The sequence below is a fragment of the Ruegeria sp. YTSC199 genome, assembly GCF_059609725.1.
Map to the genome: position 1 here is coordinate 54603 of NZ_JBXWMF010000019.1, position 23091 is coordinate 77693.

Sequence of the window (23091 nt, forward strand, 5' to 3'; positions counted from 1 at the left end):
AGTGTAGCAATCTGGGACAGTATTACCCGGCAACCTCAAGCGTCATTTGTTTCAGGTGTCGCATATCCGTACCACAACAACCGCCAAACACCCGAATAGACGGGTTTTCCCGCACGACATCCGCAATTTCTTTGCCGAGCCGTACGGGATCTCCTGCATCCAAGTCCTCGGCCTCATCAAGTTCTGCGTGTGAACAACTTGATGCATTGGCAACAACGCCTTTTAGTCTTGGGTGCGCGTTGAGCGCATCGGCGAAGTGCGTGGGGTGTGCGCAATTCACCATGTAGAACAGAGCCGCGCCGTCTGTTTCTGCCTCGATCTGGTTTACCGCATCAATGAGCTTTGTCCCGTCAGCCAAACAGCCATCGGTTTCGACCACCAAAGACATAATGATCGGCAAACCAATGTCTCTTGCAGCCAGAACACAACCGGCAGCCTCGCTTGGGCGGTTGAACGTGTAGGCAGTCACCAGATCAACACTGGTTTCCTTCAGAACAGCAAGTTGCACACCGTGGTACTTTCGCGCCTGTTCAACCGTCATGGACGGGATGTCAGCATAAGGGTCGTATCTTGGCCCAACGCAGGCGGAAACCAAAACGTCGTCCCGACCGGCGGCTTTGCGCACCTCTTCCATCAGTGCGACACCATCCTTGTTTACTTCACGAAGGCGTTCAGCATCGTAACCCAAAGGAGCAGCACGGTCGGCATTTGCCATCCAGGTTGGTGCGTCAAGTATGCAGCCTACACCCATTTCGCCAGCCAATTGAACCAGCGCACGCATTTGCCCGGCCAGAACTGCCCGGGTGTCAGGCTTCTCCAGCAAGGGAAACGATGCAAATCCCGGGAGCTCGATACCGTAGTTAAAGATCAGGTCCGTACCTGTACCTGCATAAACAAGGAAGTTCTTGTCACTCTCGTGTGGGAGTTTCCGCGCCATTCTGCACCCCTCATACACCGTTGCTGCGCCGCATTCACATTAACAGTGATCAGTTCTTCTGCAAAACCGGGGCGTTTTGCTTGTCCCTTCGGACGCTTCGTCCATCTGCAGGATTGTGTAAGCCCATTTAGGCGCAGATCCCCGGAGTATCTGATCAAGCGTGGCTATATCGTTCCGGCCCCCAGCCGATTCTCCGGAACGCGGAATAGCAAGCTGAAGCTGACACAGTAAGAGGACCATTTCGTCCTTTTTGAGTGGAGGAGAGGGCATGAGTGATAATGTTGAAGGTGGATGCAAATGTGGGTTGGTGCGAAACTCTGGGTTCACTCTGACGCTGCGATGTTTCGGTGCCACTGCCGAGATTGCCAACGACTCACCGGCTCAGAGCACTCAGAGAGGGCGCCACTTGCGGCCAAGGCACTCTCAATTGGTGACGCACTCATGACATTTGAAATGACAGGAGGATCAGGGCGGTCGCTCTTTCGCGGGTTCTGCCCAAACTGTGGATCACCGCTGACCCGGAGAAGCGAACAGATGAGCGGCTGCATCTACGTCCATGCGGCATCAATGGACGATCGCTCCAAGTATATTCCGGTGAAATCGATTCAGCGCGAAGCAACTCAGCCATGGGACGAAGCAGTGATTACAACCGAGGGAGCAGGCACATGATAACCTCGCATTTCTTTGTTTGCTTCCGCCTGAACACGCATTGCCAAATCCGCTCGTATTGCATCGCGCCGTTCTTTCGGCTGACGCTTGAGAAGCGATGCCGCACGCACTGCACCCCCATCAAAAACATCAAAAAGCATCTGAGGATCTGAAACACACAATTCACTTGCAACATCGATTAGCCGCACATTGCCAAAACCGGCACCTTCAACCATCGGTTTGGCAATTTCGCTATCCACGAGCATGTGCGCATCCGGGCCCGCAGGCAGAGAGATGGATGGGTCGGCCTGGCGTTCAACAGCATCGAACAGCCAGCCAAACGCGCCATCTGATCCTTTGCCACGCCAAATTGAGAAGGCAACTCTACCGCCCGGTTTCAGAACTCGGGCCACTTCCCTGAGGCCGCGTGCTGGGTCAGGAAAATGTGGGACGCCGAACCCAATTGTGACTGCATCAAAGACATCATCTGGAAACTCCATTGCCATCGCGTCACCCTGAACGAACCGCGCGGTTGGAACGGCTGATTGGGCAAGTTCAATCATCGGTCCAGAGAAGTCCAAGCCGGTCACATCTGAGCCCCGGGCGACAAGCTCTGCTGCCACGACACCGTGTCCGGTGCACAGGTCAAGTGCTTTGCAATTTGGCCCCGCAGCGACTTCGTCCGCAAGCTTTCTGGCAACCAGACGTGTCGCCGTTTCAAAGCCGTCGGCATACCCTTTGGCTATGGACGGATCCGCCCATCCTTGGCGTTCCATCTTCTCAAAATCCGCTGTATCAGTCACTTCACCACCCCAAAGCCCCAAAATGTGACAAGAATACACTCAAGCGAAATTCGGACCAGATTTGTTTTACTCAACCCCGTCAGGTTCGATCCAGACATTCGCCATGCTATCAATGAAGGCCTGATCTGCACCAAGGAACGATAGTTGAAAGTAGTTGTGATCGATATTGGATCCATCCAATGTCGATTATTAACTTGCAGTTTCCGGAGTGACCCGATGGACATAGCCCGCTTCTCCGAACGCCTTATGGGTATGAAAGACGAGGTTTGGTTGCGGCATACAAACCCCTGGTCGGTTTGGACCCGCGTACTGACACCGTTGCCCCTTATGGCGTTGGCGATCTGGAGTCGGGTGTGGGTTGGCGGTTGGGCGTGGGTTGCCGTCGGGGTGGTTTTGGTCTGGATCTGGATCAATCCGCGTGCGTTCCCACAGCCCAGGACCTTCGAAAGCTGGTCAGCGCAAGGTGTACTGGGCGAGCGTGTCTGGCTACGGCATCGAGACAAGGTTGCCGCTCATCATTTACGAGTAGCAAAAGCGCTCGCCTATGTCAGCGGGTTGGGTCTTCTGCCGTTTGCGTACGGTCTTTGGGTGTTCGACCTGGGCTTCACATGCCTCGGTATAGCTGTGATTTCAGGGGGCAAAATGTGGTTTGTTGACCGAATGGCGTGGATCTGGAGCGACTTTCTGTTTGATGGTGGAGCGTTGGAAGACCTAGTGACTGGGACCTAGCCGTGTGAGCTGGCTTGTCCCCAAACCCCAACCGAGGCGTTAGCCATCCGGTGCAATTGAGACCAGGGGCAAACGCTTCTCGAGGCAGGTTGATGCCGACATACCAACACATCTCCGAAACGCATTTCGAAAACTTGACGGCTCTGTATATCTGACTTCGGCAGCTATTTCGTCGATGGGCACAAGCCTGGCCGAGGCAATAACCGACGATTGCATAGTTGAAACCGAGGCCAATGAACAACCAGCGGTCAAACCCCTCGGGCCAAACTCGACCTAATTTAACACCGGACAGGCTGTCGCTTCCACTCAAAGATGAGTATTCTGCAGAGTTATCTTCAAAACGCAGGGTTATGCGCATAACCCTGCACGATTTGCCAAAAAGTTTGCACACACCCCATTTTGGTGTCGGATTAAATCCTTCCGAAAGTTTCCTTGAGTTCCGCGACTTGTTCTGCATCCAGAAGGCGGGTTGGCATGCCTCGTAAGGCCATGATCAACTTGGCAGTTTCTTCCAACTCTTCTGCTGCACAGACCGCTGAGAAGAGATCCTTTCCAGATACAACGGGACCGTGATTGGCCAATAGAACAGCACTATACTTGCCGCCCAGTTCGCGGATCAAATCACCGGATTTTGGATCACCCGGCTTAACGTATGGAACCAGTTTAACCGTGCCTACGCGCATGACCACGTATGGTGTAAGCGGTGAAATACAGTCATCTGGATCGGTATCCTCCAGGCAGGACAGAGCGGTGGCCCAGGTCGAGTGCAGATGGACCACGGCACCCGCTTCCGGTCTCGTCTCATAGAAGGCCTGATGCAGAAAGACTTCCTTGGTCGGCTTGTCCCCCGAGACGTGGTTGCCATCCGGATCAATCTTGGCAATACGCTCAGGGTCGATATCTCCCAAAGTCGAATTGGTGGGCGTCATAAGGATTCCGTCTTGGAGGCGTGCGGAAACATTGCCCGCAGTGCCGACAGAAAATCCACGCGCAAACAGCGAGGCGCACAGTTCCGACATGTGTTGTCGCAGCGCCAGTTCTTCAGAAATCACTTGCCTGCCTCCATCAATCTGAGGGCTTTCGCGAAAAAGTCCGCAGCGCCAAAATTCCCAGACTTTAGAGCCATCGCAATGGGTTGAGTTTTTCCAACGCTCAGGACTGGCACCCCCGGGTCAATCTCTGGTCCAATCGACATGGCAGGAGAACCCAGTGTCTCAGACACGGCCTGGGAAACTGCGCCGGAAGTCTCCCCTCCGGCCACGACAAGGCGCTTGTACCCCGTTTGGACAAGTTCCCGTGCTGTATCAGCAAAGAGATTGTCCAGCTTTTCCGCCACGGTTTCCTGACCGAAGTGATTTTGGATCGCACGTACATCTTCAGGACTTCCTGATGAATATGCGAGAGGCGCGCGGCCCGAATGCGTTTCAAAGAACTCCAGCAGCGTATGCATGGTCACTTCCCCAGATATTACACCCGGAACATCAATGGCCAACGTCGGATGAGACGTCGCGTGAGTTTCGATCTGCCCGCGGGTCGCACCTGAACAAGACCCAGCAAGGATCGCTGCGGGTCCACTAATGCCAGTGAATGCGCTACCGTCTCTTTTGGACGAAGCTTTTTTGGGGAAGTTTCTGGATAACCCCAGCGCAATCCCCGACCCGCCAGTAACGAGCTTGGCGTCTTTTAGTGCCTCACCCCAAGCCAGCAAATCCTCGTCCGAGATCGCATCACCGATCACAAATCGTTCGTCGGCGTTCTGCAAAGCATCAGCTATTGTCTCTGATCCTTGCTTTACGGTGTCAATTGACACCAACCCAACCTCTTCTTCGGTCTGATGCTGTAACCACCGCCTGATACTCGCATCAGTCATTGGAGTAAGAGGGTGATTTTCCATCCCGGACTCGTTCAACAACTTGCCGAGCACAAAAAGATGACCGTGATAGACAGTGCGCCCGGTTGTCGGAAAGGCAGGGCAGAAAACCACCTTTTTCGCACCCAGTTCGTCGGCCAACGCTTCCGCAACGGGGCCGATATTTCCATCCATCGTGGAATCGAAGGTCGAGCAATACTTGAAGATGAACTGCTGGCATCCTTGATCCGCGAGCCACCGCAAAGCACTCAGACTGTCTGCAACGGCTTCCTCGACCGGTGCAGTGCGGCTCTTGAGTGAGATCACACCCGCTTCGATCTCCTCATCGGCCGGGGTAGTAGGAATACCCGGAAATTGAGCCGTTCGTAATCCACCCTCCGATTCCACGCCCCTCGCCAAGGTGTTCGCAATATCACTCGCACCAGTAAAGTCGTCTGCAATGACACCGATTTTCATAGTTCGATGTCCCTGTTTGGCCCAGGATCCAACCTATGGATATGCGGCGCCGCACCGACGGGATAAACCTCACGCACAAGTGGATCATGGCCGGGCACGATAAGTCGAGGATGCGAGGCCAACCTCTCGAGTGTTTCGAAACCATCCATCATGTCCTGCAGGTCGACGACGATGGGAAAGGCTTTGCGCTCCATGAAATTCTCGTAGTAATGCGAGGCATCCGAGGCCAGAACCATCCACCCGGCTGCTGTTCTTACACGAACACATTGCAACCCACGCGAATGCCCGCCGATACAGTGCACGGTCACCCCATCTGCTATCTCGGCTTCTCCATCGTAGAACACGACCTTGCCTGAATAGAGACGCTTTACGACCTCGCAGATATGGCCGGCCGTGAAAGGCGCACGCAGGTGGTCATGGCACATGCAGGGACCTGTGGCGAAGGCCATTTCCACCGATTGAATATGCAACTTGGCGTTCGGGAACATATGCAGCCCCCCTGCGTGGTCATAGTGAAGATGGGTCACGATGATGTCTGTCACCGCTTCCGGTGTGATGTCCAAGGGGCGTAAAGCCTCGCGCGGGTCCATCGCAATGGGACGACCACGGGCGACTGCCTCTTCGGTGTCGTAACCGGTATCGACCAGAACGACTTCGTTGCCATGCTTGAGTACCCAAATGAAATAGTCCATCGCATGTGGCGCGTCGTGGTTGTCATCCAAGATGAAGCTGTCGCGCCGGGTTCGGGCGTTGCGATCCGCGTATTTTACGGCGTGGATTTCCCAATCGTTCATCTGATGACCTCGGAAAACTGGTGAACTACCTTGGCGGCGATCATATCAGCCACAGCCGCATCGAAGGACTTGAAATGCGGGCTTTCCAAGTGTGCGGAAAACGCCGCGCTGTTGTCATAAACCTCGTAGAGAAACACCGTCTTGGGATCGTCACCGAGGCAAACGTCGAACTGCTGGCATCCGGGTTCTTCACGCAAAGAGGTTGAAGCGTTTTCGACCATCAGTGGCAAAAAGGTGTCTCTCGTACCGGGCTTGAGAGTGAAGGTGACAGTAACCACAAACATCAGACGGAAAGTCCTTTCAGACGTGAGAAAGCGCGCTTCGCGAAAGGCAGTTGGCTGAGGATCAGACCAATGTTGAGCACCAGCAGAATGGCCGCACCGGGCCGCGAAAAGAAGACCGAAAGATTCCCATCCGACAAGAACAGCGACCGGCGGAAGGTTTCGTCAAACAGGCTGCCCAGAATAACCCCGATAACCAATGGCGCGATTGGGTATTTCATCAGGTTCATGAAATAGGCAACGGCGCCGACGCCAAGCATAAGGTAAAGATCATTGATGCCACCACCGACGCTGAAAGACCCAATTGTTGTTAGAACCATCACAACCGGCAAGAAGATAGTCTGCGGGATGGCGAGTATTCTGATGAAAACCCGAGCAGTGAACAGGCCCATCAGGAACATTGTCAGGGAGGCCAACACAAGTATTGCAACCACGCGCAGAATGATCTCGGGATCAATCGTCGGACCTGGGATCACGTTGTTGATCTTGAAAGCCCCCATCAAAGCCGCGGCGGGTGGTGAACCGGGAATGCCCAAAACCAAAAGCGGGATCAGTGCGCCCCCAATGCAGGCGTTGTTTGCTGTCTCCGAACATAGCAGACCTTCCAATGACCCTTTTCCAAACTTGTCGCCCTCGGCAGATACGGTCTTGCCGACACCGTAGCTAACCCAACCGGCGACATCTTCGCCCACGCCCGGAAGCGCTCCTACTCCGGTCCCAATAACTCCGGACCGGCCTATGGTCGGCAGGTAGCGTCGAATAGATCGAAGGTTTGGAAGAATGCGGCCTTTCAGGGCCAGAACTTTCCCGGCCTCAACGTGCCTCAAACCATCAATGATTTGGGGGATGGCAAAGGCCCCCATCAGCACCGGAACAACCTGAAATCCGCTCATCAGGTAAGACCAGCCAAAGGTATAGCGCGGTTCGGATAGCAGCGGATCCAGCCCCACCATGGACATCGCAAGCCCGATCAGACCGGCGATCCATCCCTTAATCACCAGGTCTTCGCTCATCAAAGTGCCAGAAAGCAGAATGCCAAACAGGGCCAGCAGTGCTTTCTCCGGGCTTGCGATGTTCTTTGAAACCAGCAGCAGCGCCCAGACAAAAATCAGAAGCGTGACCGTCCCGATAACCGTGCCTATGAAGCTGGCCGTCGTAGTCAACCCAAGTGCTTCGCCGCCACGTCCCGCTTTGGCCAGGGGGTATCCATCCATGGCTGTCGCCGCGCTGGCTGCTGTGCCCGGAATGTTCAATAGAATTGAGGGGTATGAGCCTCCGTAGATTGCGCCGACATACGCTCCGAGCAAAGCGATGAGCGAGTAGTCCAGCGGAATCTTGTTTCCGAAAAAGCCCGTAAGGATCGTCACCGCCAGCGTTGCCGTTAGGCCGGGCAATGCGCCGAATGTGATGCCGAGGAACACAGATACAATCAGGTACAGATAGGTTAACGGATCCACTGCCAGACCGATGAAAGCAGCCCCAAATCCAGCCAGTTGCGAAAGGATAAAGTCCATCCGGTCAATCTTTCCATAGAGGACGAAGCGTCACGTAGTAGTGGTATTCGATTTGCTTGAAGATCAGCGCACCGCGCGCGGGCACGTTCTGCCGGAAGACAAAGGCCATCGCACAAACGAGGATGAGCGGGGCAAGTATTGCCACCAACGGAACGAACCGCAAAACGCGTTCGGAAACCGCCTTGCTCAACACCACAAGTGTGAGCGAGACCCATAAGGCCAGTGTAAACCAATCATCACTGTGTGCGTTCCAGTCCGACTGCGCGGGAAAAACCGCAAACGCAAATAGCCCAGCAGAGACAACTGCGATACAAGCAACCAAAGCACGCCGAGCATGGCCGCCGTAGTAGCCGTAAGTCAGAGCTGTAATCAGCAACCCAGAACACAGAAGGAAGTCTACTCTGGGAACGAGCCCCACGACATATGCAAGAAGGATCAGGCCTATTGTTGAAGCTCGATAGGCTTCCGACTTATCCCATCCGATCCCCAAAGCCGTGAGCGCGTTTTGGGCACCACCTGAGCGGATTGAAATAGCCAGCAAAACGAAGGACAAGCTAAGCAATCCACCGAAGATGAAGAGCGGAACAATTGCAGCCGAGTTGTACCAATCCGATCCACTTACACCTGCGCGGTTTTCGCCCCAAAGTGGAATGTCCGACGTCTTCCAAAGAAAAAAGACGGACACTGTTATAAGAACAATTGCTGCCCAAAAGTCGCGCGACCGCATGACCAGTGTTTCGTCAGGTTTGTCCATTGCCTGCCTCCTGAGGGAAAGGGCGCGATCAAACGCGCCCTTTCAAAATTGATCGGATTAGGGCTTTTCGATTCCCAGCGAGGCCGGATCGACCGTCGCGGCACCCAAATCTTGCAGGGTATACGCAAAGGTAGCCTCGAGGTTCGCAAACAGTTCTTGAGCCTCTTCGCCGTGTTGGCCACCGACATCATAATTGTTTGCCAAGGCCCATTCAGCGACGGTGTCGGATGCAATCGCTTGCTCGAAGGCATCGCCAAGCGCAGCCTTAACGTCGTCCCCGGCTGAACTGTGAACCGCAAACCCGATGGCCTGTTTGAGCGGCAGATACTGATCGAGACCGTCATAGATGCCAAAGGCAGATGGCACCGTAGCTCCTGCGATCCGTGCTTCCTCGGGTGTGAGCATCGCGAGCGGTTTCAATTGGCCGCCCTCAATCAACGGGGCCTGTTCAGCCAGCGAGGTTACAACCAATGCAACCTCGCCCGCTATTGCCGCTTCCTGCCCTGGCGCCGAGCCTTTGTATGGAACAAACTTGAATTCTGTACCGGACCCCTTCTCGATGGCGAGAAGGTTCAAGTGGTGGATCGAACCCGCGCCGGAGGCCGCAGCTGGAATAGTGCCTGGGGCAGCTTTGGCAGCGTCGACCAGTTCTTCCAGGGTATTGTAAGGGCTGTCCGCCGGAACCGAGATCAGATCAGGTGATCCGCCAACAATAAACGGATACCAAAAATCAAATTTCTTGTCCCAACCACCCTGGACAGCAGCGGTGACATTCGACTCTGACAGACCAACCAATGTATAGCCATCGTCTGGTTGGTTCATGACGTAGACCATACCGTTGGAGCCTGCGACACCACCTGTTTGATTGATCACATTGATCGAGACCGGAAGGTGTTTTTCCATCTCGGCCATGATCATACGGTTGATCGTGTCCGTCCCGCCACCGGCCCCCCAGACTACAGCTGTGGTGATATCCCGATAGGGGTAATCCTGCGCATCAGCAGCCCCTGCAATCCCGGTCGCCATCAAGGCTGCGGCCGCCAATTGCCCTAGCTTCAGTTTCATTTCCAAGTCCTCCCAAAACAACTTCGCGTTTATTATTGCATTTATTTGCGTATACATTAAAGAATGCATTGTCAACGCACTGTAGTGAAAGCTGCTATCGCGCTATGAATGCGAAACAGGAAGGAAGCGGGCAAAGATGGAAAAGACGTACGATGTTGCAGTGTTTCACGGGGATGGAATTGGCCCTGAAATTATGGCCCCAACGCTTGAAGTTCTGCGCCAGCTCTCCGGCAACAATCCCAGCTATGAGCTAGCGTTTACGGACGCGCCAGCAGGCGCATCCCACTACGCAAAAACTGGAGAATCGTTTCCACCGGGATCACTTGAAATGGCACGAAAGGCTGACGCGATACTGCTGTCTGCAATGGGTTTGCCGGATGTTCGCTACCCGGACGGAACAGAGATTTCACCACAGATCGACCTGCGAAAGCAGCTCGGTCTTTTTGCTGGCGTGCGTCCGGTAAAGGTAAGCAGCGGACAAATGACGCCCTTGTCGCTCCCCAACGGAAAAGAGATCGACTTTGTCTTAATTCGTGAAAGCACCGAAGGGCTTTTCTTCACTCAGGGAACAGGAGAAGTCACCGAGGACGAGGCGCGAGAAACGATGCTGATCACCCGTGAGGTATCCGAAAAGCTGTTCCGCTTCGCGTTCAATCTCGCCAACAACCGCAAGGCATCCGGGCGTGGTCGGGGACGGATTACATGTGTCGACAAAGCCAATGTGTTCCGCGCCTTTGCATTCTTCAGATCAATGTTTGACGCCGAGGCCGCCCGCCATCCCAATTTACAGGCAGATCATGCCTACGTTGATGCTACTGCTCTGTGGATGGTCCAAAAGCCTTGGGAATTCGACGTTTTGGTGACTGAAAACATGTTCGGAGACATCCTCTCCGACCTTGGCGCAGGTCTCATGGGTGGTCTTGGACTGGCTCCTTCAGCGGATATTGGGTTGAACCACGCTGTATTCCAACCCTGCCACGGCTCCGCTCCGGACATCGCGGGACAGGGTATAGCTAACCCTTTTGCGATGATCCTGTCCGCAGCAATGATGCTTGAATGGTTGGGGTTGACCCATGATCACCCAGGCCTGTCCAACGACGGCGAACGATTGCGCGAAGCCGTGGAAAAGGTGACTGCAAACGGGCAGAACCTGACGCGTGACCTAGGCGGCACCGCCGGAACGCAGGACGCAGCCTCATCGGTATTGGAAGCATTGCGGGCATGAATACTCAACAAATGATAAGAGTCGCTTGTGTGGGTGCGGGGTATTTCAGCAAGTTCCACTACGACAGCTGGTCTAGAATGCCCGGAGCTGTTCCGGTTGCATCCTGCAACCGCGATATCAACAAAGCGAAAGAAACAGGACTGGCCGCTTACGATGATCTGTCAAAAATGTTGGAGGCAGAAAGACCGGATCTCGTGGACATCATCCTTCCACCTGTGGCGCAGGCCGACGCCATCCGAACGGCACTGCGTTCTGGAACAAAATGGTTGATCTGCCAAAAGCCATTCTGCCTGACTTTGGATGAAGCTGAGAAGATCACCTCCGAGGCTGAAGCGGCAGGTGCGACTATCGTTGTGCACGAGAATTTTCGCTTTCAGCCTTGGTATCGCTCTATCAAAGAGGCGATGACCGAGGGTCGAATTGGAACACCTCTACAAGCGACTTTCCGACTTCGACCCGGCGACGGACAGGGGCCACGTGCCTATCTTGACCGGCAGCCGTACTTTCAGGAAATGCCACGTTTCCTGGTTCATGAAACAGCGGTTCACTGGGTAGACACATTCCGATTTTTGTTCGATGCGCCCACCGCAGTTTACGCAGACTTGCGCCAAGTTAACCCCGTTATCGCGGGCGAGGATGCAGGTTACATCTTGTTTGACCACCCCAACGGTTTAAAAACTCTGTTCGATGGGAACAGGTGCCTTGACCACAATGCCGAAAACCTGCGTCAAACCATGGGCGAAGCACTCATCGAAGGAACGGAAGGATCACTGGTTCTTAACGGCGACGGTTCAGTTGACCTCCGCGCATTTGGAAAACAGAAGCCACAGCAGATTCTACCTCCAAGCGATCATGATGGGTTTGGAGGAGACTGCGTCCACGCCTTGCAAAGTCACGTTGTTTCGGGCCTTCTAAGTGGCACGCCATTGGAGAACTCGGCCCGAGATTATCTGGACGTGATCCGCATCGAAGAGAAGATCTATCTTTCGGCTGCGGAGGGACGAAAAATCAACCTGGAGACGCCGTGAAGGATCAGGACAACAAAACTCTTTCAAATACACAACGCGCTGTCAGGGACTTGCGGCGGATGATCCTGTCTGGCGAACTAGCCGCGGGGACTGACCATCTGGAGTCGGAACTCGCTGAAACTCTGGGCATGTCCCGCACCCCGATACGGGAAGCTGCGCTGATGTTGGAAAGTAAGGGGTTGCTGGAAATGCGGCCCCGCAAAGGTGTGCGAATACTGCCCGTTTCGTCGGATGATATGCGCGAAATCTACGACATCTTAACGGAACTCGAGAGCCTTGCAGCGCAGCGCGCCGCCGAAGCTGGTTATTCAGAAGATGAATTGGCGGCACTTGCCGGATCAATTGCAAAAATGGATCAAGCCATCGAAACCGAAGATCTGGAAGCATGGGCTGAGGCCGATGAGTTGTTTCATCAGGAACTCGTACGTTTGGGTGGCAACAAACGTGTAGAAGCAATTGTGGCGATGATGAGCGATCAGGTTCGCCGCGCACGCGCAACGACGTTGTTCATCAGGCCCCTGCCCGTCAAATCCAATGAAGATCACCGGGTTGTTTTCCAAGCGATTAGTGAAGGTCGACCGGATGTGGCGCGTGAACGCCATCGCGAACACAGGCTCCAAGCCAAGGCTATGCTTTGCGGGATACTAGAGAAGCATCGGCTTAACAGTCTCTAATCCACCAGGACGGCTCTCAAAAACAAACAAGCCGTTTCATAAACACGTAACTGCGTTCAAAAAAAGGACAGGAAAACTGTGGATATCGGTAGCGACCAGCAACTCGCTAAAAGCCTTGGGCTGCTTTTAGGTTAAAACATGCCATTCTCATTCTCGCTCTTCGCAGGGACTTCCTGAAGAACGTCCCAATGTTCGACAACCTTACCTTCAGTATTGAGGCGAAATATGTCGATCCCTGCGTACTCGAGACCATCGGGCCAGATTTGATGGCAATGCAGAATAACGTGGTTGTCTTCAGCAAACGCTCGTTTGATGTGCACACGCTTTCCCGGGTATTCAGCAGCCATGCGCCTAAAATACTCAATAAAGGCTTGCTTGCCGTCTCCAACATGTGGGTTGTGTTGGGTGTATGTTTCGCCGACATATGTTGCTATTGCCTCGGCAGGTCGACAATCGTTGAACATCATTTCGTAAAAAGCGATGACGTTTTTCTTGTTTGTTTCGGGGTTCAGCATGCTGATCTCCAAATCGACGTTTGTGCTACCTAAAACTGTTGGCTCATGAGGCTCTAGGAAGCAAGCCGGCAAGGATCTCGTTTACTGATTGGCAAGAAGTTACCAGCTTGATTTTGGTGACGGTTGTCTCGAAGGTTGGCTGTTTACTCTGCTTCATCGAAGTCGATATGAATGTGATTTCCATCAGGATCGGCCACATGGATTTGGACCATGCGGGACCCCGGAACTTCAGTTTTGCGATACTGTATATGATCCGAGGTCAGTCTTTCTTCGAATGACCTCAGCCCGGTGGCTGAGAGCGCAAAATGCTCGAGCTTGAGCTTCGCTTCGGAGCCGACATTAGGCGTTCCTTCATGGCCCACAAGGTGGATCACAGCGTGATCACCCGCATACAACCAAGCTCCGGGAAACGGGAAATCAGGGCGGGTCCCAGATTTCAAACCCAGGACCTCTTCATACCAGGCAACCATGTCCGGCAACCGGGTCGTCACGATGTTCACATGATCCAGCCGTTCGATTCTCATCTAGAAACCCTCAAGCACGAGCTTTCCTTTGGCCTTGCCGCTTTCAAGGATAGCATGTGCTTTCATTAAGTTTGTTGCATTGATCGTACCAAGTGTTTCGGTTGCCGTGGATCTGATCTTTCCATCGTCTATCAACCCAGCAACCTGATTCAGGATTTCGCTTTGACGGTTTATATCTCCAGTCCCAAAAAGCGACCGAGTGTACATGAACTCCCAATGTATTGAAATCGACTTGGGCTTGAACGGCGCGATGTCAAAGGTGTCAGGATCGTCGATCAACCCAAAACGACCTTGGGGTGTCATCACCTCTCCGGCTTGAGTTGTATAAAGCTGGGAATGGTTCGTTGAATAGATGAAATCTACGCCTTCGATTCCGAGCGCATCGAGTCGTGGGCCAAAAGGCTCCGCATGGTTGATGACATGGTGTGCACCCAACTCTCGTACCCAGTCTTGTGTCTCGGGTCGGGACGCAGTCGCTATCACCGTCAATTCAGTGAGAGCGCGAGCCAATTGAATGGTGATTGACCCGACACCGCCTGCGCCCCCTATAACCAGCAAAGTATTGGCTCCGCCGGAAACGGCATCTTGGACTCGCAAGCGGTCGAACAGCATCTCAAAGGCAGTAAGCGTCGTGAGCGGCATCGCCGCAGCCGCTTTCGCCGGTATGGATTTTGGCGCTGCTCCGACAATACGTTCATCCACCAGATGAAACTCGGCATTGGTTCCCGGTCGGTTGATCGCCCCGGCATACCAGACTGCATCTCCCGGACTGAAAGTCTCAACCGTTTCGCCAACTGCTTCGACGATCCCTACTGCGTCCCACCCCAATATTTCAGGTGACGGGCCTTCAGGAGCACGTCTTTGCCGAACCTTCGTATCGACCGGGTTTACTGACACCGCCTGCACCTTCACCAACAAGTCGTGCCCCTTCGGCGTCGGTTTGTCGGCCTCGAAGTCGATTAATGCATCCGCCCGATCAATCGACCCTGTCTCACGGTATCCCACGGCTTTCATAACGTGCTCCTTTGTTCGGTTCTGTATCAACCGATGACTGCCATTTCATTCAACGTGAATTCTGCAACGGCGCCCTCTGTTGCTTCCAGGTAAGCGGCAAGGTGCGGAGCACCCATGTGGTTTTGCCAAAGCTCTCGGCTTTCCCAGTTTTCGTAGAACACGAAATGAGCCGGGTTGTCGTTGTCCTGGTGCAGGTCGTAGTTAATGCAACCCTCTTCGGCGCGGGTTATGTCGATGAGCTTGATAAGCTCAGCCTTTACAAGGTCAATCTTATCGGGGTTGGCTTTGATGTTGGCGACAATTGTCAGCTTGGCCATTGGAGTAGGTTCCTTGTGTTCATGTGCGATGCGCTAGATTTACGTCGCAGTTATTTCAGGATAAACAGGGCAAAGTCGAACATATAATCCGGAAATTCCGTTTAATGCTTTTAGACAATCTTCGCTTGTTTCTGACCATAGCCGAGAAAGGCAGTCTTGTGGCTGCGGCGCGAGAGACAGGGATGTCGAGCACGACAGTATCCGAGCGCCTCGCGGCTCTGGAAACACACTACGGAGTGGTTTTGTTCAACCGCACCACCCGTTCAATTAGCCTGACCGAAGAAGGCCGGGTACTAGCCGAAGGAGCAAAAAACGTTCTCAGTGAGGTTGCGGACCTGGACACACTTGTTCGGCACGGCGCCGAAACTCTATCTGGTCCAATTCGCATAAGCGCGCCCATCGACTTGGGACGGAGCTTTGTCTCCGAAGTCATTGCCGAATTTACCGAAGATAACCCTGCCGTCTCAATCGAACTGTCCCTCTCAGACGGCTACGTCGACCTTGTTGGCCAGGGTTTTGACCTCGCCGTTCGCTTCGGCAACATCACAGACAGCTCGCTCAGATTGCGAAATCTAGGAAGCTATCAACGGTTCGTATGTGCGTCCCCAGGTTACCTGGCCTCATTCGGAACGCCTGAAAAACCAGAAGACCTATTAGACCACAACTGCTTGGTCATGAGGTTTGGAAGCATGATAGACAACGTTTGGGAGTTTGGATCAGGACCAAATGCCCAGCGCGTATCGGTAAAGGGAAATCGAATTGTCAATGATGGTTCACTCATCCGCGATTGGGCGATTGCAGGTCATGGGATCGTCCTGAAGTCGGAACTTGACGTCGGCAACGATGTTCGATCTGGCAGACTTGTTTCTGTCTTGCGCGAGTTCCTACCGCCGCCGAAACCTTTGCAAATGATGCTTCCGCCCAGCCGGGCCCAACCTCGGCGCATAACAGCCTTGGCTGAGCATTTGCGTCGGAAATTCAATTCGAATTGAGACAGAGAGAGTTTGTGTAAAGACTATCCGACTAGAAAGTTCGCTTTCTAACCTAAGGTCTGTTGCAAATACATTGTGAAGGCGCGGGCTGAAAGCTTTGTGTGGCGACCACCCGTGCTGGCGGAGTTTTTTGGCACAGCCAAAAGCTTCAGGCTGCAATCCTCATGCAGCAAGGGTGGCTTCGATGACAAAATCAGAGATTGAACAATTCGAGCATGTCCAGTTCCGGATCCCGAAGGCGAAACTGGATGCGTTTAATGCGATGGTCTACGAGCGCAATGGCATGAAGCAAGGCAGCAAGACCAAGATGTTTCTCGATCTGATAGCGGAACATCAGACGTCGCAAAGGGTCGCGCTGTTGAGAGCCGAGATAGAACGACTAGAACAGCAAAGGCAGGGTAAGCACGCGCTTTAGGATTAGACCCCGCGACGGAACCAATAGTCCATGCGGTCACGGACGGCGGGAAGCAGTTGCAAAAATGTCCGAGCTTTCTGACATCTCCGACTACAAAGTCAGAGTCTTCGAAGATGAAGCACCGCATCTCGACATCCCGGCCAGGGATGTCACCTGCTGGGTCAAGGGTCACACGCGCCGCAGCAGTGTTTGGTATCTGGTTCAAAAAATCGCGGAGTTGGCAATTCGGGAAAATGAAACAGCGCCTGACAATGAGCAGAGTGTTTCACCAGATGACACCCAACAAAACGAGCAATAAGGAGTATCGGAGCCGGTCTCCCGTCCTTCTACACCGTTGCAAACTACTTCCATGGAAGGACGAGGTTGTTTGCAGAATTAGATCCGCTCCTGAAAAGCGCTCGCACACCCGAGAACTGGCTTTTCCGGGTTAAAAAATACAATGCGAAGTTAGCAATTTGCCCAAACGTCTCAGATCCAGAGGGGAATAAGAATCTCAGAGAAGGGCTTCATCCGCAGTACTTTCGTACCTCAGTATCCCTAAGCCCGGTGGCCACAAGCATACATCTGTTTCGCGCTTCGTAATAGTACCCACGGGCATACCACATGACCGCTTCGGGCTCACTTCCATCCGAAACCATCCAAGCACCACGCAGGTATTTTACAGCGTATGTCAGATTGGTCTGCGCATCCAAGAGGTCGGAAGCCTCTCCGCGAAATCCCATCTGGCGCGCTGTAGCGGGCAAGATTTGCATCAGCCCGTAGTAGGGACCGTTTCGGGCATTGGGACGATAGTCGCTTTCTCGCTGGATCACACGGTGTACAAGGCTCCGCGGCACACCGTTTGCGTCCGCGGTTTCGTTAATCATGACACGCAACTCAGGGGTCTCGCCTGGATAAAGTCGGGTCACAGGCTCTGCGGGTTCTTTACCGCAAGCAGCAAGAAAAAGCGCAATAAGAACGACTGTGTATCGCATCGGAATTCTCATCTCATTAACTATAGGTTTCATCAGCGCTCAACAGCGATTGATATTCAATATCCCAGGGTGTTTTTGAGCAGCTTTTGGCCTGACAGGACTTGGCATCTAATACCGACGGTGCACTCTCTTTTTGGCGATCACGTTCTGGTTCTTCTGACGCTCGCGCAAAAAGACAAACAGTCCTGAACCCAAAATCAGTGTGATGCCAATTGCGACAGGCAGGTTTGGGAGTTCTCCCCAGATGACCCATCCCCAGAAAATAGCCATGGGAAGACCGACATATTCAAACGGTGCCACCGTAGCCGCGTCTGCCATGCGATACGCCTGGCCGAGGCAATACCCCACGATTGCAGAGTTGAAACCGAGGCCAATGAACAACCAGCGGTCAAACCCCTCGGGCCAAACCCAGGTACGCAGTAAGAAGATCAAACTTTCGTTTTCAAACTCACTCGCAAAACGCCCATCCCCTGCCACTGACCAGAACAACAGGCTGACAACGACAAAGCACGCCTGAATGTACACGGCCATTGCTGAGGCTTTGGACTTTGCGCCAAGAAAACGGGTCATCACGTTGTTGAGGGCATAGGTAAACGCAGCAAGAACCGGTAGGGCATACATCAACAGACCAACCTCACGCGCGCCACCGGCCTCCCATGGGCGAGTCATGATCACCACGCCCAAAAATCCCACAAGCACAGCACCAATCCGCATCGGCCCAACTTTTTCGCCAAGCAATGGGATACTCAGCAAGGTGATCATCAAGGGGGCTACGAAGAAAACAGCGGTGGCTTCCGCCAGCGGCATTACTGCCAGGGCCGTAAAGAACGTCAGATTGGCAATGACAATCAGTAATCCGCGCACAAGGTGAAGTCCCGGCTGATCGGTTTTCAGGATGTGCCAACCGCCCTCCATCTGGACCAGGGCAAAACTGAACCCGATCCCGATCAACGATCTTGTAAACACCATCTGGTGCAAGGGGTAACCGCCAGACAGGAATTTGATCAGCATATCATTGATTGAAATCGCCAATATTCCGATCAGCACGAACGCAATACCAGCTGTCGGGTTTTGTAGTTTTTGTTCCGCTGTCATGGAGTGCCCTTTCACAGGGCCACTACCATGGGCCAAAGAATAGGTCACGTCGCTTTGCGACACGGCAGTTCGCTCAGATATCTGCGACGCGTATTTGTGACCGGTCGCAACCCCTAGCGGACATCCGCGACCAGACTTTGAAATTCCCAAAGGCGTGAAAAAAGCGATTTTTCAATGTCGATTCCAGGCGTTGCTATATTGCAGTCGTTCTTCGAATTGACCTGGCATAGCGGTAGGGTCGACTGAACAGCCCGACGACGCGCTATTTCATAGGTGTTGTGAGAACTTGATCCATGATCCAGTCGAACACAAGCCTGGGACCCCGGCCCGAGTTGGTATGGCTCCGTGACATTACATACCCAGCATCGCTAGAGATCAAGTCGTCCGTAACGGTCACCAGAGAACCCTTGCTGAGCAGATCATCGATCAATCCAATCCAACCCAAAGCCACGCCTTCGCCAGACAAAGCGGCTTGGGTCACCATGTCATAGTTATTAAAGCTGATGTAATTCCTCTTTCTTTCGCCTGTTATGCCCAAACTATCAAACCATCCTTGCCAGGTTTGCCAAGCAGCGGTTGCGGGTTTTGACAGACTCAGAAGTTGAACATCCAGTAAGTCAGCGGGTGATTGGATTGGTCCAATCCTTTCTAATAGCTGCGGGCTGCAAACGGCCGCGACGACCTCTTCCAACAGTAGTACTTCATCGGGTTTCATTTGGTCTTTTGGTGCAACGTGGATTTGAATATCACAATCGGTGTCATCTAGACCGGGTGGCACAGTTGAGGCCAAAATCTGAATTTCGATTTCATCCCCGATTTCCTCTCGAAGATAACCCAGACGCGGTAGCAACCAGAAAGTTGAGAACGCAAAATCGGCGGAGATTCGAACCCTCGGTTTAGTTTTGCGTTCAAGCAAAGAATTTACCGCATAGTTCATCTGCGTCATTGCGGGCCTGACCGCATTCAAAAGCCTCAACCCCTCGTATGTCAGTGAAACGCCCCGGTGTTCTCTTTTGAAGAGGACGACGCCCAGATCAATCTCCAGACCTTTTATCCGTTGCGAGATTGAGGACTGGGTCAACCCGAGAGCGTCACCGGCACTTGTAAAGTTCCCGTGTTTCGCGACCATTTCAAACGCGTAAAGCGCCACAAGGTTGCGGCTTAAGTTGGTATTAGGCCTGCTAATGTCACGCATAATTATTCAGCTACTGCAAAAGAGACAAAATATATACCAAAAACTTTGCCAAAGGGCGCGAATGCAGCCCAGTGAAAAAACACGGGAGCCAATGATGACCGAACAAAGCCGCGGCCATAGCCGCGGGAAGCCATCCGAATAATGAAATTCGCGTGCAAGTATTGGCTCTAAGAAGCTGAGAATCTTGGCAAATCTTAACTCCCCGAATCCAGTGAGATTGGCGATGCAACTTGTGTGCAACGTTGGTCTCTTTGGTTTCCTGGGAATATGGGCGCTCGGGTAAAGACAAGCAGAATGCTCCGCCCGAAAATCTAAAACAGGGAGAAGTTGATTATGGCGATAAAGCCACCTCTTTCGGAACTTCCGATTAAGACCGCTGACAACGGTTTTTATCGGGGGTTCAGCGTCAATGTAACGGTGATCAGTAAGATCATCATCAGCTTGCTGGTTGTCTGGTGTATTGTTTGGCCGACCCAGGCTGGCAGGATTCTCGGCGACTGGAATGCAGCCATTTTGGCTCAGTTCGCCGCTTGGTATATTTGGGTTGTAACCGGGTTTGTTATAGTTTGTATCGGCTTGGCCATTTGGCCCGCCGCGGGACGCCTGAACCTGGGTGTTGACGGCGAAAAGCCGGAGTTCTCGAACTTCTCGTGGTTCTCAATGATGTTCGGCGCAGGTATCGGTGTCGGAATGCTGACATGGGCCGTTGCGGAACCCGTGGCGCATTTCAAGAACAACCCATCGGTCATTCAGGGTGTCACCACGGCCCTTGAAGCGGACAACGTTCGCACTGCCTACGTCTGGTCTTACTTGCATTGGGGTCTGGGCGCTTGGGCGTGCTACGCGATTGCCGGTCTGGCTTTGGCGTTCTTCAGCTATCGTCGTGGGCTACCGCTGACGATCCGTTCTTCCCTGACACCGCTTTTTGGCAAGGCACTTTCGGGCAATCTTGGGCACCTGATAGATATCGTCGCCGTTGTTGCAACGATCCTCGGTGTGGCACAAACTCTTGGATTTGGGGTCGAGCAATTCGTGGCAGGTTTAACACGTATTGGCATCGGTAGATTGGCAAACGGAGACGGTTCGGCCACGACACTGGGCATCGTAGTCGCCTTGCTGGTCATTATGGGGGCTTCGACACTGTCGGCTCTGTCCGGTGTCGGTAAGGGCATCAAGTGGTTGTCGAACATCAACATGGGATTGTCGATCTTCCTACTCGGCTTCTTCATCCTGTACGGAGCGACGTTCTTCGGCGCCAAGGCATTCTTTGTAGGCATCTGGGACTATTTGGTCGCTTTGCCCTGGCTCAGCTTCAACGTCTATGCATCAGATGGCGTCGAAGGATCCGAGGCCTTCCTGCTGGCACAATGGCAAGGCTGGTGGCCGGTGTTCTACTGGGCATGGTGGATCGCGTTCGCGCCCTTTGTTGGATTGTTTCTGGCGCGCATCTCGCGCGGTCGCTCAATCCGTGAGTTTGTTCTGGGCGCAATGATCGTGCCGTCGCTGATGTGCTTTGTCTGGTTCGCATGGGCTGGAGGCACTGCCATTGACCTCGAACTGAACGGCGGCGCAAATGGTGTGATCCTTGATGCGGCCAATGGCGACAAGATCTTTGCCATGACCACCTACATGCTGGCGCCTATAGCGGATCTCCTTGCCTGGGCCATGGCGGTTGTGATCGTGATTTTGCTGATGACGTTCCTTGTCACTTCGGCTGACTCGGCTGTGCTAATCGTGAATACGATCAACGCGGCTGGTGACGAAGGACCCAAGGCACGTCCGCATATCATGTTCTGGGGTGCTGCTCTGGCATTGGTGGTTGGTGGCTTGCTGATATCAGGCGGTACAGGTGCAATCCAAACCGCGATGGTCATCGGGGCGCTGCCGTTTTCAATTGTCATGGCGCTAATGTGCATCGCGTTGATCAAAGCGATCTGGAACGACGGACGTCGCGAAGCTGCCGGTGTCGCATCAACTGTTGATCCAGAAACATCGACGATGCCAGCCGAGTGACTTTCGTGTATCCAACTGTGACCCCAGGGCAAAACTGGGGTCACGAATAGGATGAAGACTTACGCAGAGATTTACCTAAAACACGAGTTCAAGCGCGGCATACTGAAGCTTAGTCGTAGTCGAATATGTTCCACGGGCCGAAGTTTGCAAAGTCTGCTTTCTGCGCATCGAAGCCATTCGCGCCGGACGCAGCATTTGCGAGTTTAGGCTCGAACCAGACCTTCGATGCGGCTGGCGCAAATGGCGGCTTTGGGCCGTCCATACATATGCCAATGTCAGCAATCCGTGCTTCGCAGCTATCCATGCAAGGTGCAGCATTTGGAACTTTGGGCTCAAACCGGTCATCTGACAGTTTCAGTGGGTCATCAAGTCGGTTCAGACGGCATCAAGGTCGGCCTAGCGGACAAAGCTGCCATTCGTTTCGTTTGCGTCTCTAGGCCCCATGTCCGCTGGCGAACAGACCAGACTGATAACCTTATCAGAGTTTTCTTTCGATATCGCATCTCAATGTGTATGTTCGCCGCCAAAGTCGTTCGTACTCAGGCATCGACTGAACGCGGTATATCTCGCTGGCGGTGGAAAGATCGCCCGCTTCGAGTTGATTTGCCAATTCTAGGCCGGTTTCGATCGCTGCTTCAAATATACTGATGATCTCGGACAATTCGGATGCCACATCGCCGTCCACGTCACCATTGCGAATACGCGCCTTTATCCGGTTGAGATTAATTGGGATTACTTGCTCGGAAACACCTGTAAAACTGTCCATCTCAGAACCTTCTTCATTGGCCGGACGCGCCCAACCGCCAAGATGCGCAACAAGCGTTCTTGTCTGAAGGTGATAAAGGTGGCGGGAATCGTGCTCAATTGCGACGATGGTTCGATAGTCGGAGACAAGCAGTTCGATTTTGTTTTCGTTTGCGAGTTCCTGAGCCGAATTGCTTATCGGTGAAGCCATCCAAAAAGCTGCGGCAAGCATAAGTACAGTACTTCTCATCACACCCCTCCATTTCAGAGCAAGGGGATTTTAACACGCACTCTGCGTTGTGTCGGCATTGGGCTCTCTGCGGTCGTCCGAGGCGGCGCGGCATCTCTTCAGGCAGACCAACGTTCGGTAGTAAGGGACGGCCCATAACGGACTTTGATCACGCCATCCTGTGCTGCACCGCAGCTTCCCAGAAGCAGACATTGACGAGTGGTGGCTAACGGAGCGGCGAGATATGCGTCAGAAGGTCTGGCGAGTAGTAGAGGCCGGCGTGCTT

The 23091-nt window shown here is 53.4% G+C and carries 27 protein-coding genes; 9 read left to right on the forward strand and 18 right to left on the reverse strand.

Features of this window, described 5'->3' with window-relative positions; all coding sequences use genetic code 11:
* Positions 1-22: 22 nt before the first annotated feature.
* Positions 23-937 (reverse strand): homocysteine S-methyltransferase family protein, encoded by a 915-nt coding sequence (locus tag AC2FEE_RS17670; protein ID WP_496866648.1) that lies wholly within the window; start codon positions 935-937, stop codon positions 23-25.
* Between the two features lie 339 nt (positions 938-1276).
* Here AC2FEE_RS17670 and AC2FEE_RS17675 point away from each other — a divergent pair, with 339 nt between their 5' ends.
* A complete protein-coding gene (locus AC2FEE_RS17675) occupies positions 1277-1606 on the forward strand; it encodes a GFA family protein (protein WP_496866689.1) in 330 nt (109 codons plus the stop codon).
* On the opposite strand, the gene AC2FEE_RS17680 is transcribed toward AC2FEE_RS17675, so the two are convergent.
* Positions 1558-2361, reverse strand: a complete 804-nt coding sequence (locus AC2FEE_RS17680) for a class I SAM-dependent methyltransferase (protein ID WP_496866690.1) — start codon at positions 2359-2361, stop codon at positions 1558-1560. The genes AC2FEE_RS17675 and AC2FEE_RS17680 overlap by 49 nt on opposite strands.
* Positions 2362-2604: 243 nt before the next feature.
* On the opposite strand from AC2FEE_RS17680, the gene AC2FEE_RS17685 reads away from it, so the two are divergent.
* Positions 2605-3117 carry a DUF6653 family protein gene (locus AC2FEE_RS17685; protein ID WP_496866649.1) on the forward strand — a complete coding sequence of 171 codons (513 nt, stop codon included), beginning with the start codon at positions 2605-2607 and terminating at the stop codon, positions 3115-3117.
* Positions 3118-3527: 410 nt separating this feature from the next.
* Here the strand turns inward: AC2FEE_RS17685 and otnC are convergent, their stop codons facing one another.
* From otnC to AC2FEE_RS17720, 7 genes are read right to left on the reverse strand one after another with little or no spacing between them, the layout of a single operon-like run.
* Positions 3528-4169, reverse strand: a complete 642-nt coding sequence (otnC, locus tag AC2FEE_RS17690) for a 3-oxo-tetronate 4-phosphate decarboxylase (protein ID WP_496866650.1) — start codon at positions 4167-4169, stop codon at positions 3528-3530.
* Positions 4166-5443 carry a 3-oxo-tetronate kinase gene (gene otnK, locus AC2FEE_RS17695; RefSeq protein ID WP_496866651.1) on the reverse strand — a complete coding sequence of 426 codons (1278 nt, stop codon included), beginning with the start codon at positions 5441-5443 and terminating at the stop codon, positions 4166-4168. The genes otnC and otnK overlap by 4 nt, the downstream gene beginning before the upstream one ends.
* Entirely contained in the window at positions 5440-6237 is a 798-nt protein-coding gene (locus AC2FEE_RS17700; protein WP_496866652.1) for an N-acyl homoserine lactonase family protein, read from the reverse strand. The genes otnK and AC2FEE_RS17700 overlap by 4 nt, the downstream gene beginning before the upstream one ends.
* On the reverse strand, positions 6234-6521 hold the full coding sequence (locus AC2FEE_RS17705) for a putative quinol monooxygenase (RefSeq protein WP_496866653.1): 288 nt from the start codon (positions 6519-6521) through the stop codon (positions 6234-6236). Before AC2FEE_RS17705 ends, AC2FEE_RS17700 begins: the two co-directional genes overlap by 4 nt.
* Entirely contained in the window at positions 6521-8032 is a 1512-nt protein-coding gene (locus AC2FEE_RS17710; RefSeq protein ID WP_496866654.1) for a tripartite tricarboxylate transporter permease, read from the reverse strand. The genes AC2FEE_RS17705 and AC2FEE_RS17710 overlap by 1 nt, the downstream gene beginning before the upstream one ends.
* 4 nt (positions 8033-8036) lie before the next feature.
* Complete coding sequence (locus AC2FEE_RS17715) at positions 8037-8786, reverse strand: hypothetical protein (RefSeq protein ID WP_496866655.1); 750 nt, start codon at positions 8784-8786, stop codon at positions 8037-8039.
* 57 nt (positions 8787-8843) lie between these two features.
* Positions 8844-9851 (reverse strand): Bug family tripartite tricarboxylate transporter substrate binding protein, encoded by a 1008-nt coding sequence (locus AC2FEE_RS17720; protein ID WP_496866656.1) that lies wholly within the window; start codon positions 9849-9851, stop codon positions 8844-8846.
* A gap of 136 nt (positions 9852-9987) precedes the next feature.
* Here AC2FEE_RS17720 and AC2FEE_RS17725 point away from each other — a divergent pair, with 136 nt between their 5' ends.
* From AC2FEE_RS17725 to AC2FEE_RS17735, 3 genes are read left to right on the forward strand one after another with little or no spacing between them, the layout of a single operon-like run.
* Entirely contained in the window at positions 9988-11076 is a 1089-nt protein-coding gene (locus AC2FEE_RS17725) for an isocitrate/isopropylmalate dehydrogenase family protein (RefSeq protein ID WP_496866657.1), read from the forward strand.
* Entirely contained in the window at positions 11073-12104 is a 1032-nt protein-coding gene (locus AC2FEE_RS17730; RefSeq protein WP_496866658.1) for a Gfo/Idh/MocA family protein, read from the forward strand. Before AC2FEE_RS17725 ends, AC2FEE_RS17730 begins: the two co-directional genes overlap by 4 nt.
* Complete coding sequence (locus AC2FEE_RS17735) at positions 12101-12778, forward strand: GntR family transcriptional regulator (protein WP_496866659.1); 678 nt, start codon at positions 12101-12103, stop codon at positions 12776-12778. The genes AC2FEE_RS17730 and AC2FEE_RS17735 overlap by 4 nt, the downstream gene beginning before the upstream one ends.
* 131 nt (positions 12779-12909) lie before the next feature.
* Here the strand turns inward: AC2FEE_RS17735 and AC2FEE_RS17740 are convergent, their stop codons facing one another.
* From AC2FEE_RS17740 to AC2FEE_RS17755, 4 genes are all read right to left on the reverse strand, one after another.
* The gene (locus AC2FEE_RS17740) at positions 12910-13293 is read right to left on the reverse strand and encodes a nuclear transport factor 2 family protein (RefSeq protein ID WP_496866660.1); all 384 of its coding nucleotides are present in this window, start codon (positions 13291-13293) and stop codon (positions 12910-12912) included.
* 143 nt (positions 13294-13436) lie between these two features.
* The gene (locus AC2FEE_RS17745; protein ID WP_496866661.1) at positions 13437-13817 is read right to left on the reverse strand and encodes a VOC family protein; all 381 of its coding nucleotides are present in this window, start codon (positions 13815-13817) and stop codon (positions 13437-13439) included.
* On the reverse strand, positions 13818-14831 hold the full coding sequence (locus AC2FEE_RS17750) for a zinc-binding alcohol dehydrogenase family protein (RefSeq protein ID WP_496866662.1): 1014 nt from the start codon (positions 14829-14831) through the stop codon (positions 13818-13820).
* A gap of 26 nt (positions 14832-14857) precedes the next feature.
* On the reverse strand, positions 14858-15148 hold the full coding sequence (locus AC2FEE_RS17755; protein ID WP_496866663.1) for a putative quinol monooxygenase: 291 nt from the start codon (positions 15146-15148) through the stop codon (positions 14858-14860).
* A 104-nt stretch (positions 15149-15252) separates the two neighbouring features.
* Here AC2FEE_RS17755 and AC2FEE_RS17760 point away from each other — a divergent pair, with 104 nt between their 5' ends.
* From AC2FEE_RS17760 to AC2FEE_RS17770, 3 genes are all read left to right on the forward strand, one after another.
* Positions 15253-16140: a LysR family transcriptional regulator gene (locus AC2FEE_RS17760; RefSeq protein ID WP_496866664.1), complete on the forward strand. Its 888-nt coding sequence runs from the start codon at positions 15253-15255 to the stop codon at positions 16138-16140.
* 184 nt (positions 16141-16324) lie between these two features.
* Positions 16325-16555, forward strand: coding sequence for a hypothetical protein (locus tag AC2FEE_RS17765; RefSeq protein ID WP_496866665.1), 231 nt, complete (start codon positions 16325-16327; stop codon positions 16553-16555).
* Between the two features lie 64 nt (positions 16556-16619).
* Positions 16620-16853, forward strand: a complete 234-nt coding sequence (locus AC2FEE_RS17770) for a hypothetical protein (RefSeq protein ID WP_496866666.1) — start codon at positions 16620-16622, stop codon at positions 16851-16853.
* Positions 16854-17061: 208 nt separating this feature from the next.
* On the opposite strand, the gene AC2FEE_RS17775 is transcribed toward AC2FEE_RS17770, so the two are convergent.
* The 3 genes from AC2FEE_RS17775 to AC2FEE_RS17785 form a co-directional block, all read right to left on the reverse strand.
* Entirely contained in the window at positions 17062-17529 is a 468-nt protein-coding gene (locus AC2FEE_RS17775; protein WP_496866667.1) for a transglycosylase SLT domain-containing protein, read from the reverse strand.
* Between the two features lie 108 nt (positions 17530-17637).
* Positions 17638-18624, reverse strand: a complete 987-nt coding sequence (locus tag AC2FEE_RS17780; protein WP_496866668.1) for a DMT family transporter — start codon at positions 18622-18624, stop codon at positions 17638-17640.
* Positions 18625-18886: 262 nt separating this feature from the next.
* Positions 18887-19819: a LysR family transcriptional regulator gene (locus AC2FEE_RS17785; RefSeq protein WP_496866669.1), complete on the reverse strand. Its 933-nt coding sequence runs from the start codon at positions 19817-19819 to the stop codon at positions 18887-18889.
* A 333-nt stretch (positions 19820-20152) separates the two neighbouring features.
* Between AC2FEE_RS17785 and AC2FEE_RS17790 the strand changes: the two genes are divergently transcribed.
* On the forward strand, positions 20153-21832 hold the full coding sequence (locus AC2FEE_RS17790) for a BCCT family transporter (RefSeq protein WP_496866670.1): 1680 nt from the start codon (positions 20153-20155) through the stop codon (positions 21830-21832).
* A 109-nt stretch (positions 21833-21941) separates the two neighbouring features.
* Here the strand turns inward: AC2FEE_RS17790 and AC2FEE_RS17795 are convergent, their stop codons facing one another.
* Complete coding sequence (locus tag AC2FEE_RS17795; RefSeq protein ID WP_496866671.1) at positions 21942-22136, reverse strand: hypothetical protein; 195 nt, start codon at positions 22134-22136, stop codon at positions 21942-21944.
* 174 nt (positions 22137-22310) lie between these two features.
* The gene (locus AC2FEE_RS17800; RefSeq protein WP_496866672.1) at positions 22311-22826 is read right to left on the reverse strand and encodes a hypothetical protein; all 516 of its coding nucleotides are present in this window, start codon (positions 22824-22826) and stop codon (positions 22311-22313) included.
* Between the last annotated feature and the right edge of the window lie 265 nt (positions 22827-23091).